Origin of the sequence: Arthrobacter rhizophilus (assembly GCF_026241105.1) — a bacterium.
Taxonomy (GTDB): Bacteria; Actinomycetota; Actinomycetes; order Actinomycetales; family Micrococcaceae; genus Arthrobacter.
The window spans coordinates 59,255-76,225 of sequence record NZ_JAPFFT010000004.1 but is presented as its reverse complement, the minus strand read 5'-3'; the positions used below and the strand labels follow the sequence as shown (position 1 = coordinate 76,225).

13 protein-coding genes are annotated in these 16,971 nt (G+C 64.5%); 9 read left to right on the top strand and 4 right to left on the bottom strand.

The genetic code is table 11. The features are described 5' to 3' along the window. The first annotated feature begins 10 nt into the window (after positions 1-10). Positions 11-403, top strand: coding sequence for a winged helix-turn-helix transcriptional regulator (locus tag OOZ51_RS05460; RefSeq protein WP_265978158.1), 393 nt, complete (start codon positions 11-13; stop codon positions 401-403). A 72-nt stretch (positions 404-475) separates the two neighbouring features. Here the strand turns inward: OOZ51_RS05460 and OOZ51_RS05455 are convergent, their stop codons facing one another. Both OOZ51_RS05455 and OOZ51_RS05450 read right to left on the bottom strand, forming a co-directional pair. Then, positions 476-1,174 (bottom strand): ABC transporter ATP-binding protein, encoded by a 699-nt coding sequence (locus OOZ51_RS05455; RefSeq protein ID WP_265978157.1) that lies wholly within the window; start codon positions 1,172-1,174, stop codon positions 476-478. Positions 1,175-1,218: 44 nt separating this feature from the next. Next, on the bottom strand, positions 1,219-2,310 hold the full coding sequence (locus tag OOZ51_RS05450; RefSeq protein ID WP_265978156.1) for an ABC transporter permease: 1,092 nt from the start codon (positions 2,308-2,310) through the stop codon (positions 1,219-1,221). A gap of 201 nt (positions 2,311-2,511) precedes the next feature. Here OOZ51_RS05450 and OOZ51_RS05445 point away from each other — a divergent pair, with 201 nt between their 5' ends. The 3 genes from OOZ51_RS05445 (at position 2,512) to OOZ51_RS05435 (ending at position 6,570) form a co-directional block, all read left to right on the top strand. Then, on the top strand, positions 2,512-3,855 hold the full coding sequence (locus OOZ51_RS05445; RefSeq protein WP_265978154.1) for a sensor histidine kinase: 1,344 nt from the start codon (positions 2,512-2,514) through the stop codon (positions 3,853-3,855). Beyond that, positions 3,852-4,511: a response regulator gene (locus OOZ51_RS05440; RefSeq protein WP_265978286.1), complete on the top strand. Its 660-nt coding sequence runs from the start codon at positions 3,852-3,854 to the stop codon at positions 4,509-4,511. Before OOZ51_RS05445 ends, OOZ51_RS05440 begins: the two co-directional genes overlap by 4 nt. Before the next feature lie 73 nt (positions 4,512-4,584). Beyond that, entirely contained in the window at positions 4,585-6,570 is a 1,986-nt protein-coding gene (locus tag OOZ51_RS05435) for a penicillin-binding transpeptidase domain-containing protein (RefSeq protein WP_416346346.1), read from the top strand. 192 nt (positions 6,571-6,762) lie between these two features. Here OOZ51_RS05435 and OOZ51_RS05430 read toward each other — a convergent pair whose 3' ends face one another. Together OOZ51_RS05430 and OOZ51_RS05425 are read right to left on the bottom strand one after the other, a co-directional pair. Continuing rightward, entirely contained in the window at positions 6,763-8,166 is a 1,404-nt protein-coding gene (locus OOZ51_RS05430; protein WP_265978151.1) for an aspartate aminotransferase family protein, read from the bottom strand. A 28-nt stretch (positions 8,167-8,194) separates the two neighbouring features. Then, on the bottom strand, positions 8,195-9,682 hold the full coding sequence (locus tag OOZ51_RS05425; RefSeq protein ID WP_265978150.1) for a CoA-acylating methylmalonate-semialdehyde dehydrogenase: 1,488 nt from the start codon (positions 9,680-9,682) through the stop codon (positions 8,195-8,197). 126 nt (positions 9,683-9,808) lie between these two features. Between OOZ51_RS05425 and OOZ51_RS05420 the strand changes: the two genes are divergently transcribed. The 5 genes from OOZ51_RS05420 to OOZ51_RS05400 all read left to right on the top strand — a co-directional run bounded on the left by OOZ51_RS05420 (position 9,809) and on the right by OOZ51_RS05400 (position 16,846). After that, positions 9,809-11,449, top strand: a complete 1,641-nt coding sequence (locus OOZ51_RS05420; protein ID WP_265978148.1) for a PucR family transcriptional regulator — start codon at positions 9,809-9,811, stop codon at positions 11,447-11,449. 38 nt (positions 11,450-11,487) lie between these two features. Next, positions 11,488-12,405 carry a LysR family transcriptional regulator gene (locus OOZ51_RS05415; protein WP_265978147.1) on the top strand — a complete coding sequence of 306 codons (918 nt, stop codon included), beginning with the start codon at positions 11,488-11,490 and terminating at the stop codon, positions 12,403-12,405. Positions 12,406-12,752: 347 nt separating this feature from the next. Then, positions 12,753-14,114, top strand: coding sequence for an MFS transporter (locus OOZ51_RS05410; protein WP_265978145.1), 1,362 nt, complete (start codon positions 12,753-12,755; stop codon positions 14,112-14,114). Positions 14,115-14,147: 33 nt separating this feature from the next. Continuing rightward, positions 14,148-15,410: a M20 family metallo-hydrolase gene (locus OOZ51_RS05405; RefSeq protein ID WP_265978144.1), complete on the top strand. Its 1,263-nt coding sequence runs from the start codon at positions 14,148-14,150 to the stop codon at positions 15,408-15,410. After that, positions 15,407-16,846 (top strand): amidase, encoded by a 1,440-nt coding sequence (locus OOZ51_RS05400; RefSeq protein WP_265978143.1) that lies wholly within the window; start codon positions 15,407-15,409, stop codon positions 16,844-16,846. The genes OOZ51_RS05405 and OOZ51_RS05400 overlap by 4 nt, the downstream gene beginning before the upstream one ends. The last annotated feature ends 125 nt before the right edge of the window (positions 16,847-16,971 follow it).

The window sequence follows — 16,971 nt, the reverse complement described above, 5'->3', positions numbered from 1 at the left end:
TAGTTACCTCATGGATACCAATGAACTGCCGGCAAACGTCTTGGACCCTGATTGCCCGTCCCGTGTGATCTTCCAACGCATCGGCGACAAATGGGCCTCGCTGGTTGTCCAGGTCCTCGCAGACGGTCCCATCCGCTTCTCCGAGCTTCGCAAAATGGTCCACGTGGTGACGCCCAAGGTACTGACCCAGACCCTTCGTACCCTCGAACGCGACGGCCTCATCACGCGGACCGTCCACGCCCAGGTGCCGCCACGCGTCGACTACGAACTGACAGAACTCGGAACGTCCTTATTGGAACCACTGACCCTCCTGCGCCTCTGGGCGGAGGACCACGTACCCAGCATCCTTGAGGCCCGCGACGCCTATGACGATGCCAAGGACGAGGCCGTCCTCGGGGGCTGACCCGGACGCTCTTTCCCTAACTGGCTCGCATTAGGTGTCGTTTTGACGGCCTATAACGACAACAACTGCGAGTTAGTTGGGTGCGCCAACGGGTGCACCAGAGCCAAGGCGCCCGTCCCGCATGGTTGCAACTGAGTCGGTGAACGGCAGGAACTCGGTATCGTGCGTCACCATGACCGTTGCCGTGGCGAACTCGTCCGTGACCTGACGCAGCAACCGCACGATCGATTCGCTGCGCTCGTGATCCAGCGCTGCTGTGGGTTCGTCGACGAGCAATATTCTGGGGTGGCCCATGAGCGCTCTCGCAATGTTCACGCGCTGCCGCTGTCCGCCAGAGAGCTGGTGCGGCCGTTTGTTGAGTGAAGCGCCGAGGCCGACGACGTCGAGCAGTTCCGTGGCGCGCGTGCGTGCCGCTTTGGTCGGCTTCCCCCGGAGGTGGTGGCCGATGATCAGCTGCTCGACGGCGGTCAGGGAAGGCAGGAGGTTGGGCTGCTGGAAGATGATGCCCACCTTCTCCCGGCGCAAGGAAGTGAGTTCGGCGTCCTTGAGTTCGGTGGCATCCACGCCGTCGATGACGACGAGCCCTGAGCTTGGCCGGACCAGTGTAGCTGCCACCGCCAGAAGAGAGGATTTTCCGGAGCCGGACGGTCCCACGAGGGAGAAGAATTCGCCTGCGTCCACGCTGAGATCCGCAGCGTCCAGGGCTTTGAGGGTGGAGTCTCCGTCCGGGTACTCCAGGGTGACGTTGACTAGGTTGAGTACGGGATTCATGAATATACCTTTCGCAGAATATATGCTGAAGGGATGGGTTGGCTCTAGTTGCCGCCGAGGGCGATGAGTGGATCCACTGTGGTGATGCTCCGGACGGCAAGGGCAGCGCCCGCCAAGCCCAGGAGGACAATCCCGGCGATGGGCAGGAGCGTGGTTAGCGGAGTCACCAGGAACGGGGCGGCTTGAGCTGCGAAGAATCCACCCAGCACGCCAAGCCCACCACCCAGGCCCGCGCCTGCGAGCAAGACGATTCCCGCCTGGACCAGTGCGTCCCGCACCACGTAGCCGGACGAGGCACCCATCGCCTTGAGCACAGCAATGTCGCGCGTGCGCTGGACCGTCCAGACAGTCAGGAACGCCACGATGACGAGTGCCGAGATGCCGTACAGGAATGCTTGCATCAACATGAGGGAGCCGTTTTCGCTTTTGTAGGAACCGAGGGCCTGGAACGAGCCATTGGGGCCGGCGCTGACCGTGCCGGCCGCCGCATTGGCGGCATCGACGTCCACGGAGGCCCCGGCGTCGTACGTCACGGCGAGAACTGTTCCGATGGTTGCCCCGGAAGGAATATGTGCGAGCTTCTGCCACGTGGAGCGGGCGGTCCAGACGACGCCCGTGTGGGAATACCACTCATCCTGCGTGATCGCGGAGACCGTCAGGCCGGTACCGCCGACCGTGACCCGGCTCCCGGGACTCAGCGAGAGTTCCTTCGCCAACGAGTTCCCGACCACCACTTCGCCGTCCTTGACCGGAACGGGTGAGATACCGGCGTCGGCCCCGAAGACCGCAACGTTGGCTGTGCCGGCAGCATTGTTGGACGAATCGAGGGACTGGAATCGCGTCTGCGTGACGCCAAGGGCCTCGGCAGCGGCAACACCAGCCCGGTTTCGCCATGCCTCAAGCTGTTTGCCGGAGACTTCCGATTCCGTGTAGGACGCCTTGGCCTCGCCGCCGGCGGGCGCGCCGAACACGATTTGCTGCGCCGGGAGGGCCGCGATTGCCGAGGTTGACTGGTTGCCGAGGCCCGCGGTGAGTCCGGAGAGCATGACGAGGAGGAGCGTGATGAGGGCGACGACGCTTCCCATCAGGGCGAAGCGGCCCTTGGCGAAGCGGATGTCGCGCAAGGCGAGAAACATTTGATTCCTTTGTTCGGTGCCGTTGAGGCGATCTTCTGGTCCTGTTTCAACTCTCCGACGGGACCGAGCGCAAGGCATCGGGAAGCTGATGGATCCGTTCGATCGCCTTGGTTGACCCGCGGATCAACCGTTTGGTTGATTGGGCCCGAACACCGGGGAATCGGGGCAAAAGTGTCGGCGGGCGGGGCTACTCTGGAGGGCATGCAGGGAGCCGATTTAACTCAAGCCGCGGCGCGGCCCGGTGTCACGGCACAGCCGAGTGTCACGGCACAGCCCAGTGGCGCTGCCGTGATTTTGCGGGTCCTGCGCGTCAGCCTGCACGTTGGCTTTGCCGTGCTTTTGTTGGTCGCCGTCCTGAGGCTTGTGGCCGCGGGCCTTTCGCCACTGGCTACCGCGGCAGGCCTGGTACTTGCCCTGTTGCTGGCGGCCGTCTACCTCGTGGGGACGTTCCTTGAGAAGAGGCACGCCCTCAATCCCAAGCGCCTCGATCCGAAGCCCTACGCGTGGTGGTGGCTCGCCGTCGTTTGTTTCCTGTGGCTGCTGCTGATGCTCATCAGTCCAGACTTTGCGTGGATGGCCTTCCCGTTGTTCTTCCTGCAACTGCACGTTTTGCCGCGGCGATTGGCCCTGCCGGCAATAGCTGCCAGCACTGCGCTCCTGATCGCAGCCATGTGGTTCCACAATCGCGGCGCCGGTGCGGATGCCTTGCAACTTCCCATGGTCCTTGGTCCGGTTTTGGGTGCCGCGTTCGCGGTGGTCACCGGGCTGGCGTATCGGGCGCTCTACGTCGAGGGGGAGAACCAACGCCTCGCCGCGGAGGAATTGCGCCGCACCCGGGCCGAACTGGCACGCAGCCAGCACGACGCCGGTGTGCTGGCTGAGCGCGAACGGCTCGCCCGCGAAATCCACGACACCCTGGCCCAGGGATTCTCGAGCATCGTCCTGATGGGACGTTCGGCGGAGAAAGCCCTCGACGCTGGTGACGACGCTGCGGCCCGTGATCGCCTTAGGACCGTCCGCGAAACTGCGGCCAGCAACCTGGCGGAGGCGCGCAATTTTGTCCGGGGGCTGCGGCCGCCGGAGCTGGAGGAGTCTGGCCTGGCCGATACCTTGCGGCGTCTCTGCACGAAGACCGAGGCCGAGGCCGCTGCGCGTGGAGCCATGCTGCGCTGCCGCTTCGAGCTTCAGGGCACGCCGGTGCCGTTGCCCAATCCATACCAAACCACTTTGTTGCGCGCCGCACAGTCTTCGCTGGCGAACGTGTGGGCGCACGCGCACGCGAACACCGCCGTCGTTACCCTGTCTTTTCTGGACGCCGAGGTGACCATGGACGTGTTCGACGACGGTGCGGGTTTCGATCCCGTCGCGGCAGCTGCCGCGGAAGCGCGTGGTGACGGAACCGGCGTCGGGCTCAAGAGCCTGCGCGAGCGTCTTGGAGCCCTGGGCGGAACGCTCGGCGTCGAGTCTGCTCCCGGGGAGGGGACCGTGGTGGCTATCCGGCTGCCGCTGGGTGCCAGGGACCGAGCTGAGGAGGCATCCCACTGACCGACAACATCAGGGTGTTGCTGGTGGATGACCATCCCGTGGTCCGGGCGGGGCTCCGGGCTATGCTTGCCGACTTCGAGGGCGTCAGCGTTGTGGCCGAAGCCTCCGACGGCGGCGCCGCGTTGGCAGAACTTTCGAAGCTCCATACCCTCGGCGAGCCCGTGGACGTGGTCCTCATGGATCTGCAAATGGGCTCGGGGATGGACGGCGTCACGGCCACCGGCAAGATCAAGGCCGGTGAGGCCGGGACTCCCCCGCCACCGGTCCTGATCCTGACCACCTACGACAACGACGCCGACATCCTCGCCGCGGTGGAGGCCGGTGCGAGCGGATATATGCTGAAGGACGCACCGCCAGAACAAATCCGGCAAGCCGTAGTGTCTGCAGCGGCGGGCCAGACAGCACTCGCGCCCGAGATTGCGGCGCGCCTCATGGGACGGATCCGAAACCCAGCGGCCGCCCTGAGCACCCGTGAGGTCCAACTTGTGGAGCTCCTCGCCACCGGCATGAGCAACCGTGCGATGGCCAAGCAGCTCTTCATTTCCGAGGCCACGGTGAAGACGCACTTGGTGCACATCTACGCCAAGCTGGGCGTGGACAACCGGACGGCGGCCATCGCGGTGGCAACACAGCGCAGGATCATCCGGGGCCAATAGCTCGCACGGTGATTCGGGCTGGTCGGGCAGGTTTTCGCGCCACAAATGTCGAGAGCCAAGCGTGGAAGGCATAATGTCGCAAGTGGGGAAAACCAAAAATCTTGTCCTAGGGCTTGCAGCCCTGATGATTGCTGGCTCGCTGTCCGCGTGCGATGACGGCCGTTCCGGGGCAGAAGGCGCGGCCAAGCAGCTCGCTTCCTCCTTGGCAGCCCTCGACGTCGGCTCGCTCGCCGTTGACGGCAAGGACGCCGCCGCGGCGAATGAGCAGCTCAAGGCTGTGTTCGCAGCCCTCGACCCAGCCAAACCTTCCGTCGAAAGCGGAGCGGTGAAGCTCGACGGCGACAAAGCCACCTTCCCGCTCAACTACACGTGGAAGATCGGAACCGCAGAGTGGAAGTACACCTCCCAGGCTGCGCTGAAGAAATCGGGCGACAAATGGGCCGTCCAATGGACTTCGGCACTTCTGGAGCCCGACATCAAGGACGGTGAAGTCCTGGACAAGACGGTGACAGCGCCATCAAGGGCCGAGCTCCTTGGTGCCGGGGACGCCAAATTGATCAGCTACCGTCCCGTGGTCTACGTCGGCATCGACAAGACCATGATCGGATCGGCGGATCCTGCTGTTTCGGCGGCGAAGCTCGCCCAACTGGTCGGTGTGGACGAAGCCGCGTACGTGAAACAGGTCCAGGCGTCCGGCCCGCAAGCCTTCGCCAGTGCCATCACCCTCCGTCAGGACGGCCGGACGATCACCGACCAGCAGCTTGCGTCAATTCCGGGTGCCCGTGCCGTCCCTGATTCCCTGCCTTTGGCGCCGACCCGCACCTTCGCCCGCGCTGTGTTGGGTACCGCGGCAGAGGCCAGCGCCGAACAGATCCAAAAGGCCGGGGGTGCCCTCAAACTGGGAGACATCGTCGGGACTGGCGGCCTGGAGGAACAATACGACACCCAACTCCGAGGCCACGATGGAGTTTCCATCAAGGCCCGGCCTCAAGGCATGACCGACGACCAGATCAAGGCCGCGAAGCCCGATCCCCGTCGAGTGCTCTTTGCCGTTGACGCGAAGCCCGGCGAGCCGGTGAAAACCACCCTGGATCCGCGCTTGCAGCAACTCGCGGAGGACACCTTGTCAGGAGTTGGCCCCGCCTCGGCCATCGTGGCGCTCCGCCCGTCCACCGGCGCAGTCCTTGCGGCCGCTTCCGGGCCTGGAAGCAACGGATACAACACGGCAATGCTGGGCCAGTACGCGCCGGGCTCGACGTTCAAGATCGTGGATTCCCTTGCCATGATCCGCAATGGAATGACACCGGATTCCAAGGTTGAGTGCACGCCAACTATTACGGTGGATGGCCGGACCTTCAAGAACGCCGAAGGTTATCCAGCGTCGTCTTTGGGTTCAGTCGCCTTGCGGGACGCTTTTGCGCATTCATGCAACACAGCCTTCATCAATGCCCGAGACAAGGTCAGCCAGGCCCAGCTCGAATCCGCGGCAACCTCCCTTGGGCTGGCCGTCCAGGCGCCGAAGCTGGGGGCCGATGCCTTCCTGGGCTCGGTCCCGGGAAGCGCTGACGGCACCGAACACGCTGCTTCGATGATTGGCCAGGGTAAAGTGCTGCTTTCCCCGCTTGCCGCAGCCATCATGGCCGCCTCGGTCGCCCGCGGCGCGCCGGTGTCGCCGCAACTCGTCCTGAACCCCGGCTCAGGTTCGCCCTCCGCCGGTGCCACGACGACGGCCCCCGGCTCGGCGTCGTCGTCGGCTACTCCCACCGCGTCGGCGGCTTCCGACAAGCCGGTTACTCCGGCAGAGGCTGCCGCCCTGGGCGACATGATGCGTGCAGTGGTGACCTCCGGCCATGCCGGATTCCTAGCCTCAGTGCCTGGCGCACCGGTGGGCGCTAAGACCGGGACGGCGGAATTCGGAAAGGACAACCCGCCCAAGACGCACGCCTGGATCGTTGCGGTCCACGGCGATCTGGCAGTGGCAGTGTTCGTCGAGGACGGCGGCCTCGGGGCTACCACCAGTGGCCCGTTGCTCAAGTCGTTCTTGACGGCGGCAGGCTAGCGCCCGCGCCCGCCTGACGCTCGCTCACTTTTGAGTTGCAAAACGGAATCCCTCGTGCACATGTAGTGCAGGAGGGATTCCGTCTTATGCCCCATGTGTGCAGGAGGATCGGGTATTTTGACGCGATATGTGAGCGAGCGTCGCCGGAAAGGGGCCTATATGTGAGCGAGGATCACTAGGGAACCACAGCCGCTAGGGAACCAGGCCGTCGGCGATGTCCAGCACGTCGTCCAGGATTGCCAGGCCGGCCTTGAGGTCCTCCACGCTGATGTTGCACGGGGGAACCACGTGGATGCGGTTGAAATTGGCGAAGGGGATGAGTCCGCGGGACTTGCAGGCGGCCACGAGTTGGTTCATTTCCGGGCTTGAGGAACCGTAAGCGGCCAAAGGTTCGCGGGTTTCACGGTCGCGAACCAACTCGATGGCCCAGAAGACGCCCTTGCCGCGGACCTCGCCCACCGACTTGTGCCGTGCGGCGAAGCCGGCCAGCGCCGGCCCGATTACCGTCTTGCCTAACAAGGCGGCGTGTTCCACGATGCCTTCGCGTTCCATGGCGTTGATGGTGGCGACGGCTGCCGCGGTAGCCAGGGGGTGGCCGGAGTAGGTCAGCCCGCCGGGGTACGCGCGCTTGCCGAATGTCGCCGCGATCTCCGGGCTGATGGCCACCCCGCCCAGCGGCACGTAGCCGGAGTTCACGCCCTTGGCGAAGGTGAGCAGGTCCGGGACGACGTCGAAGTGCTCGACGGCGAACCACTTGCCGGTGCGGCCGAAGCCGGCCATGACCTCGTCGGCGATGAACACGATGCCATATTTGGTGCAGAGTTCGCGGACGCCCTGCATGTACCCTGCCGGCGGCACATAGATTCCGGCCGTTCCGGGGATCGATTCCAGGATGAGTGCCGCGATGGTGGATGCCCCCTCGAAGGCTATGAGCTGCTCGAGGTGCTCCAGGGCGCGCTGGCTCTCTTCCTCTTCCGTGGTGGAGTGGAAGGCCGTGCGGTAGAGATAGGGCGGGAAGAAGTGGACGGTGCCAGTGGAGCCGGTGTCGTTGGGCCAACGGCGGGGGTCGCCCGTGATGTTGATGGCCAGCTGGGTGCCCCCATGGTAGGAGCGGTACGCGGAGAGGACCTTCTGCTTTCCGGTGTGCAGCCGGGCCATGCGGACGGCGTGCTCATTGGCATCCGCGCCGCCGTTGGTGAAGAAGATCTTGTTGAGTTCGCCAGGGGTCCGTCCGGCGATGAGGCGTGCTGCCTCGGAGCGGGCCTCGTTGACGTAGCTGGGTGCGATGGTGCACAGCTTCGCGGCCTGGGCCGCGATGGCGGCGACGACGGCGGGGTGCTGGTGTCCGATGTTGGTGTTGACCAGCTGGGAAGAGAAGTCGAGGTACTTGTTGCCCTCGCCGTCCCACACGTACGAGCCCTCGGCGGCGGAGATGACCATGGGGTCCAGCAGATCCTGGGCGGACCAGGAGTGGAACACGTGCTTGCGGTCCAGTTCGTACGCCCGCCGGGCCGCGGCAGCAGCGGCGGCGGCGTCGACGGCGGTGCGCGGCTCGGTGCTGTAGGGAAACCGGCCGTTTTCAATCGTGGAAGTCATGAACGGAAATCCTTTCGGGTGGCGAGAATCAGTTGTTCTGGGGGAAGCCGAGGTTGATGCCGCCGTGGCTCGGATCCAGCCAACGGGTGGTGACGGCCTTGCCGCGGGTGAAGAATCCGACGCCCTCCGTGCCGTGCGCGTGGGTATCGCCGAAAAGCGAGTTCTTCCAGCCGCCGAAGGAGTAGTAGGCCATGGGGACGGGTACGGGCACGTTGATGCCCACCATGCCCACTTCCACTTCGTTCTCGAAGCGGCGGGCCGCGCCGCCGTCGTTCGTGAAGATCGCGGTGCCGTTGCCGTAGGGGTTGGCGTTGATCGTGGCGAGGGCTTCGTCATAGCTGTCCACCCGGACCACGGAGAGCACCGGGCCGAAGATTTCGTCGCGATAGATGGACATGTCGGTGGTGACGTTGTCGAACAGGGTGGGGCCGACAAAGAAGCCCTCGCCCTCGGCGTCGGGCAACACCGAGCGGCCGTCGACGACGAGCGTGGCACCTGCCGCTTCACCGGCGTCGACGTAGCCAGCCACCTTGTCCCGGTGCTGGGCCGTGACCAACGGACCCATGTCGCAGCCGCGGAGTCCGTCGCCGGTCCGAAGGCTCCGGGAGCGTTCGGCGATCTTGGCCACCAGGGAATCGGCGATGTCGCCCACGGCCAGCAACGCCGAAATGGCCATGCAACGCTCGCCCGCGGAGCCGAAGCCGGCGTTGATCGCGGCGTCGGCGGCGAGGTCCAAATCGGCGTCGGGCAGCACGATCATGTGGTTCTTCGCGCCGCCCAGGGCCTGGACGCGCTTGCCATTGGCCGTAGCGGTTTCGTAGACGTACTTGGCGATCGGGGTGGAGCCGACGAAGGAGACAGCCTTGACGTCGGGGTGGGTCAGGAGCGTGTCAACGGCCACTTTGTCGCCCTGCAGGACGTTGAAGACGCCATCCGGCAGACCCGCTTCCTTCCAGAGTTCGGCCATCCAGACGGCTGCCGTGGGGACCTTTTCGCTGGGCTTGATGATCACCGTGTTTCCGGCGGCGATGGCGATAGGGAAGAACCACATGGGCACCATGGCGGGGAAGTTAAAGGGGCTGATGATGGCCACCGGACCGAGGGCCTGGCGGATGGAGTGGATGTCCACCTTGGTGGAGGCATTCTCCGTGTAGCTGCCCTTGAGGAGATGCGGAATGCCGCAGGCGAACTCCACGACTTCCTGGCCACGTGTGACTTCGCCCAGGGCGTCGTCCAGGACCTTGCCGTGCTCCGAGGTGATGATCGCGGCGAGTTCTTCCTTGCGGGAGTTCAGCAGCTCTCGGAAAGAAAACAGGATCTGGGTGCGGCGGGCGAGGGAAGTATCGCGCCACGAGGGGAAAGCGGCTTTGGCGGCGGCGACGGCGGCGTTGCCGTCTTCCGTGCTGGCCAAGGCGACCTGCGCCGTGACCTTGCCCGTGGCGGGGTTACTCACGGGGGCGGTGCGTTCCCCGGCCGGGACGTAGCTGCCATTGATCCAGTGCTCGATCGTGTTCAAGGGTTCTCCTGTGTTAGTTCGCAAAGGGGCGTTCGCTTCTGCGTTTGCGTTCAGTTTGTCCGCACCACGGAAGCCCTGTAAGAGGCAATATGTAAAGAAAGGCCGCGCGCTATTTACAATGTGTAAATGCTCCCTTCTCTTCGCTCGATCCTTGACCTCCCCGTGGTGCGCGACGCCAACCCGGAGGTCCTGGGCGGGGAGGACAAGCTGGATGATCCCGTGCGCTGGGTTCACGTCAGCGAGGTCCTGGACTTGACGGGCCTGCTGTCCGGCGGCGAACTAGTGCTGACCACCGGCTTGGAGCTGGACAAAGAACCCGGCCGCGCGGCGTCGTACATCCGTTCGCTGGAACGCGCCGGGGCAGCGGGCCTGGTCGTGGAACTCACCGCACCCCGGGAGCGTACGACGGCGGCACTGCGGTCCGTGGCCCGCTCGGCTTCGATGCCGGTAGTGATCGTCCGGCGTCGCGTGCGTTTCGTGGAAGTCACCGAGATCGTGCACCGGTTGATCGTTGCCGAGCAGCTCGAACGGGTGGAGCGGGCGCGGGACGTCCATGAGGCTTTCACGGTCCTGAGCCTCGAGAGCGCTGGGACGCAGCAAGTGGTGGAGACGGCGGCCGCGATGATCGGCGCGCCGGTGGTGCTGGAGGACTTGCACCACCTGGTCCTGGCCTATTCCGCCCGTCATCTGGCAACCACGGAGTTGTTGGACGACTGGGAGCGGAGATCGCGGACCACTCCTTCGCCGGCGCAGGCCGATGGCTCGGCCAAGCGGACCGGTCCCGAGGGGTGGCTGCAGGTCCCGGTCGGTGTTCAGCGGCAACTGTGGGGACGCTTGGTGGTTCCGGCGCCCCGGAGTGCGGGAGCCGACGATGATATGGCGGTCATGGTCCTTGAACGGGCCGCGCAAACCCTTGCCATCAACCGCCTGGCTGAACGGGACCAGCGCGAGCTTTCCCAACAAGCGCAGGCCGGCCTGCTCAACGCCCTCCGCCAGCCCCGCGGACTCAGCGAGGCAGAGGCTCTCGCACGCGCCGGTTCGCTGGGCTTGAAACGATCGCCCTACTACGTTCCCTTGGTGTTCCGGGCGGCGCTTCCTGCCACGGCCTCGCTTTCCGGCGATCCCTTGGCAGGTCAGCAGGAGGAGCGCGTGCTGTTGGAAATCCTGGCCGGGGTACTGAAATCCATGGCCAGCAGCGGATTGACGGCCAGCATCCAATCCGGTTCGGTGGGGATGATCCTTGCTCTCCCGGCACGGCAGCTCGAAGACCCCATGCTGCAGCGCCTCGCCGACAGACTGCACGCCCACGGCGGCGACTTTGCCCCTCAGTGGACCATCGGCGTCGGGCGCTACCGCTCCTCGTTGCTGGAAGCGGCGGCAGGAATCGACGAGGCCGCGCACGTTGCCGAGACGGCTGCCACCCTCCGCGAGCCAGGCAAACCGTACTACCGCGCCACGGACATCCGGCTCCGCGGGCTGCTGGCCCTGATCCGCAACGATCCCCGGGTGCAGCAGTTCGTGGAATCGGAGCTTGCGCCGGTGTTGCAGGCGGAGGCAGAAGGCAAGGCCGGCTACCTGGAACTGCTTGGGAGGTATCTGGAATCCGGCGGCAACAAGGCAGCCATGGCACGCGGCGGCTACCTGAGCCGGCCAACCCTTTATGCCCGGCTGGCCAAGCTCGAGGACCTGCTGGCAGTGGATCTGGACGACGCGGAGTCGCGGACCTCATTGCATGTGGCCTTCATGCTGCACCGGCTGCGCGGGTAGTAGCGAGGGAGCGCGTCGGGGGGTGTCATTATGGACAAATGGCGAAGCCCTTTACTCTCACCCAGTTGCGGTATTTTGCGGTAGTGGCTGAGCTGGAGAACATGACGGCGGCCGCGGCGCGACTGCTGGTCACCCAGTCGGCGCTTTCAACCGCAATGGGGCAGCTGGAGGTCAGCCTGGGCACCCAGCTCTTCGTACGTCATCGTTCCCGGGGCCTCCGTCTCACCCAGAGCGGCAGGCAGTTCGCGCAAGACATCAAATCTTTTCTGGAGCACGCAGATTCCCTCTACGAATCCGCTCGCGGCCTGTCCACCACCCTTGTCGGCGAACTCAAGGTGGGGGTCTTCACTCCGCTTGCACCTTTCCGGCTCCCGGCGATCCTGCAGACCTTCGAAGCCCGGCATCCAGGCGTCGATGTGTCATTCCTTGAGACAGACCTTGCCACACTTCAGGAGGCGCTGATGGATGGCCGCTGCGACGTCGCGCTTACATATGGGTTGGGGTTGGGCCGCGGTTTCATTTACAAAGTGGTGGAACGAGTTCCGCCGCACGTCCTGGTCCATGAGGGACACCCTGCCGCCATTCGTCCGGAAAGGGAGATTGCCCTTAAGGAGCTCGACGGCGAGCCCTCCGTTGTACTGGATCTCCCCCACACCCGGGAGTACTTCGAGCAGCTCTACGCCATGGCCGGAGTGGTCCAGAACGTCAGGCACCGCTTTGCGGGCTACGAGACCGTCCGCTCCTTTGTGGCTAAGGGGCATGGCTACGCCCTCCTCAATCAGCGACTTCACAGCGATGTCACGTACTCCGGCGGCAAGGTGGTGCCGCTGACGCTGACGGACAATTTCCCGCCAATCGAAGTCATGCTGGTGCGGCCCGAAGGGGTGCAGGCGACCAAGCGGGTTCTTGCCTTTGAAGAGACGTGCCTGAAGTTGTACGGCGCGGAACGAACCTAGGCCGGCGACGTAAACGGCGATTGCCATCGATTAGATCTATGGCAATTTCAAAAACAATCAATTGGACAGATGTGATCTGGGCCACCGAAGGTTGAACAAGTCCGGTAGCCCGCGGAGGCGCTCAAGCTTCAAGAAGGCCGCAAACGCAGCTCACCAAACCGAACCGGACACCAGAATTCCATCCTGATCAAAGGAGATTTGATGGTGATGAATTTCGCCGAAGGTGTCCGCGGGGTTTCCCCCAAGCGGCCCTATCGCAATATGGAAGTAATAACCACCGAAATCATTTCTTATGGCCGAAACAGTGCAGCCGCCGCCGGAAATACTGTCCGCCTAGCGTGGCTGCCATGACCATCAACGAGCTCTCCGAGCAACCCCAGCCAATACAAGACGCGACTTCCGTAGACTCGGCCGACCCGAAGATCGGGCGGGTCCCCAAGATAACCAAAATGCAGGGGCGGGTCCTGGCGGGCGGCAGCGTCGGCCAGTTCATCGAGTTCTACGACTTCACCCTGTACGGCCTCACCGCGGTAATCTTTTCCCAACTCTTCTTCCCAGGCAGCAGCCCCCTCGCTGCGATGTTGGCCACTTTCGCCACCTTCGGCGTCGCCTTTGTGGTGCGTCCGCTTGGCGGACTGTTCTTCGGAGCCCTCGGCGATCGGATCGGCCGGCGCCGCGTCTTGACCGTCACGCTCATAGCGATCGGCGGGGCCACCGCCCTCATGGGTATCCTGCCCGGTTACGGCCAGATCGGTGCCTGGGCGCCCGTGCTTTTGGTCCTTTGCCGCCTTATCCAAGGTTTCTCGGCCGGGGGCGAATCCGTGGGCGCGCCGTCGTTCGTCTTTGAGCACGCGCCCGTCGACAAGCGCGGATTCTGGCTGAACATCACCATTGCCGCAACAGCGCTGCCTTCTGTGGTGGCGGGTTCGATGATCCTGATCCTCAGCCAGTCCATGCCGAACGAGGCCTTCACGGCCTGGGGATGGCGCCTGCCGTTCATCTTGGCCCTCCCCCTAGCCCTCTTTGGCGTCTGGATCCGGAGCCGTACCGAAGAGAGCGCTGCGTTCAAGGACGCCAAAGCCAACCAGAGCAAGGAATTCAGCCCCGTCCGCGAGGCCTTCCGCGAGAACAAACTCCGCATGGTCCAAGTCATCTTCGTCATGGGTTTGACGGCCATGGGGTTCTACTTCCTGTCTGCCTACTTCGTTTCCTACGTCCAGACGACCGGCCACTTGAGCCGCGAACAGTCGCTCTTGATCAACGCCGGCGCCCTTGCCCTCTATGCCGTGCTCTTGCCCATCGGCGGGCGGCTCAGCGACCGCTTTGGCCGCAAGCCGATGCTCATCGCGGGTGCCGCCGCCTTGGCCGTGGTCTCCGTCCCGAGCTTCATGCTGGTCACGAGTGGCGCCCTTCCGCTTGCCCTGCTTGGGCAGGCGCTGTTCGTGGTGGCCCTCTGCATCTACGGCGGCGGCTGCTACACCTTCTTCGTTGAAATCTTCACTACCAGGACCCGATTCACTTCCGCGGCCGTCAGCTACAACGGGGCCTACGCCATCTTCGGCGGCACAGCCCCGTTCATCGGCACTGCCTTGGTAGGGGCAAGCGGTGTACCGCACGCGCCGGGCATCTACATGGCTGCCGCTGCCGCCGTCGTACTCCTGCTGGTGATCTTCACCAAGGTGCCCGAAACCCGCGGACGCATGGGCTGACTCCCTCTTTCTTCTATCTATCAAGGACTTCACATGAGCGCAGCAGCTTTCCTTCAGGACTTCCACCAGGTGGCCGGTATCGGTGCCACAGCAAACAAAGGCGTCGACCGCCAAGCCGCCACCCCTGAAGACGCGCAGACCCGCGCGTGGTTTCAGCAGTGGGTGCACGACGCCGGATGGCAGCTTCAAGTTGACGGCATCGGCAACATGTTCGGGCTGCTGGAGTGGACGCCAGGAGCGCCTTACATCCTGATTGGCTCGCACCTGGACAGCCAGCCCCTGGGCGGCCGCTTCGATGGCGCCTACGGCGTCGTCGCTGCGCTGCATGCGGCCCGGAGCATCGACCTGGAAATGCGTGAAACCGGGAAGGTGCCACGCTTCAACCTTGCCGTGGTGAATTGGTTCAATGAGGAGGGCGGCCGTTTTGCCCCCAGCGTGATGGGCAGCTCCGTTTTCGCGGGACTTTTCGATCGCCAACAGATGCTTTCCGTCACGGATCTGAAGGGCGTTTCGGTCCGGGAAGCCCTCGACGGCATCGGCTACCTTGGCACGGACGCTGGCCCGGAAGCCGCCGGCTATGCAGAAATCCACATCGAGCAGGGCCGCATCCTGGAACGCGAAGGGATCACCATCGGATTGGTCGACAGCAGTTGGTACACGCAGAAGCTGGACATCGAAGTCCTCGGCGAGCAATCGCACACCGGCGCCACGGCAATGGCGGATCGGCACGACGCTCTCGTCGCGGCCTCCAAGATCATCCTGATGGTGCACGATGTCACCAAGGATTTTGCCGAGGAGGAACTTGTTTCCTCAGTGGGTCAGTTGACTCTCGAGCCCAACTCGCCCATCGTCGTCGCGCGCCGGGTGCATTTGGTGGCGGACCTGCGTTCCGGTGATCCGGAGATCGTTCGCTCTGCCCGCTCCAAGCTGCTCGCGGACATTGATGTCCTGGCCCGCGAGCACGATATCAAGGTAAATGTGAAGGACTTCGACATCCGTCCCATCCGGAGATTCCCGGAGAACGGCCTGGAACTTTCCGCGAAAGTAGCAGCAAATCTTGGCCTCTCCTCACGCCGCATCCAGACGATGGCCGGGCACGATTCCGTCGCCCTGAACACCATGGTTCCCTCAGTCATGATGTTCATTCCGAGCGTGGACGGGGTTTCGCACTGCGAACGCGAATTCACCACCGACGAGGACATGGTGGCAGGAGTGGACATGCTCACCGGAGTAGCGCGCGAAATGGTGGGCGGCGCCGTTCCCGCCGCAAACACGGACAGGGGCTGCGCCGCATGACTGAGCTGCATTACCTCGACGCCACGTCCGCACTGACGTTGTTCCGCAGCCGGGAGCTATCCCCGGTGGAGCTGCTGGAATCACTGATATACCGGACCGAGGCCGTCAACGGCAGCATTAATGCCCTGACGGAGACGCTCTTTGAGGAAGCCCGGCTGGAGGCCCGACGGGCCGCAACGGCCTACGCCCGCGGACGTGACCTGACTCCGTTGCTGGGGTTGCCCGTGGCGGCCAAAGAGAAACACGGGCTCAAAGGACGCACCCTCTCGCAGGGGCTCATGGCGAAAAAATCCGATATCGCCCGCCACGATCATCCGGTCATTGAGCGTATCCGCCGCGCCGGAGGCATCGTCCATGCCCGGACCACCACTCCCGAATTCAGTTGCGCGACCATCACCCATAGCCCCCTCTGGGGGGTGACCCGCAACCCGTGGAACCAGCGGTACTCACCGGGCGGGTCATCCGGCGGGGCCGGGGCAGCCCTGGCTGCCGGGCTGACTCCTTTGGCGACGGCCTCCGACATCGCCGGCTCAACCCGGCTGCCGGCGTCGTTCACGGGAACAGTCGGCTTCAAAGCCCCTTACGGCCGGATTCCCGGGTTGGCGCCACTGTCCGCAGACCACTACCGCGGGGACGGCCCCATGGCACGGACCGTGGCCGATACAGCGCTCCTGGCCAACGTTATGGCGGGACGGCACCCCGGCGACCATACTTCCCTGGTGGACGCGCCGGCGTTGTCATGGGGATCCGCCTCCGTGGCCGGAATGAGGATCGCCTTGTGTATCCGGCTCGGGAACTACCCCGTGGCGCCCGACATCGAGGCCAACACCCGGCGGGTTGCCTCCGCATTGCGGGGGGCCGGCGCTGTCGTCGAGGAAATCGAGTTGCCCTGGACTGTTGAGGAGATCAACCGCACCGTGTTCACGCACCTTGGCTACCTTTTGGGCCCCGCCATGGAAGACGAGACTGCGGGCACCGAGGAACAACTAGCCGCGTACACCCGCCGTTTCATGGCCGATGCGCGCCGGGCTGCGGAGCGGAACCGTTTTGTGGACGGAATCCGTGCCGAGACCCTGATCCAGACCCAGTTGGCGGACGCCATGGTCGGTTTCGACGCGCTGCTCTGCCCGGCGTCGGCGGTTCCGGCCTTGGAAGCGGATGGCGACTACCTCGACGGGATCGACGCCGGTGCAAGGCACCTCGAGCATTACTGGCAGGGCCACATGACAGCACCCTTCAACATCGCCAACCGCTGCCCGGTGCTCGCGGTGCCGAGCGGCATGGCGGACTGCGGCATCCCGAGCGGCGTGCAGATTGTTGGCCAGCCCTTTGACGATGCCACGGTTTTCAGGGTGGGTGCGGCGGTGGAGGCCTTGCTTCCTTGGGCTGGACGCCGGCCAGAACTGTGCCTTCGCCCGCCGAATTGCCCTGGCTGAGGGGTGAGATCTCGGCTCTTTGAGTTCGCGAAAGGGCTGAGATCTCACGTCCCGATGACGCTGGCGGCCCTAGACACGCCCTGCCTGCGGGTGCACACTTAATTCAACGCTTGTTGAATTAGTCG